The organism is Pseudoalteromonas aliena (genome assembly GCF_038155085.1).
In the GTDB taxonomy this organism is placed as follows: Bacteria; Pseudomonadota; Gammaproteobacteria; order Enterobacterales; family Alteromonadaceae; genus Pseudoalteromonas; species Pseudoalteromonas aliena_A.
This window is the reverse complement of record NZ_JBAKAU010000064.1, coordinates 1-257: the sequence shown is the minus strand read 5'-3', so window position 1 is coordinate 257 and position 257 is coordinate 1. Positions and strand designations below refer to the sequence as shown.

Sequence of the window (257 nt, the reverse complement as noted above, 5' to 3'; positions counted from 1 at the left end):
GCAGACCAAGTTATTATGGCGTTTGGATTTCAACCTCACAAAATGGATTGGTTAGAAAAAAACGATGTAGAAATAAACCATTGGGGCGGCATTAATGCACCAGAACAAGGTGAATATACACATCAAACAACGAACCCTAAAATATTTGCTGGTGGCGATATAGTGCGTGGTTCAGATTTAGTGGTAACCGCTATTGTTGAAGGACGTAATGCTGCAGAAGGTATTATGGATAACTTAAAAGTTTAATTGTTCGTATT

At 37.7% G+C, this 257-nt stretch carries 1 protein-coding gene; it reads left to right on the top strand.

Annotated elements, in window-relative coordinates; translation table 11 throughout:
- Positions 1 to 246 (top strand): FAD-dependent oxidoreductase (locus V6260_RS18560; RefSeq protein ID WP_341595568.1); only part of this gene is annotated, 246 nt, incomplete at its 5' end.
- Between the last annotated feature and the right edge of the window lie 11 nt (positions 247 to 257).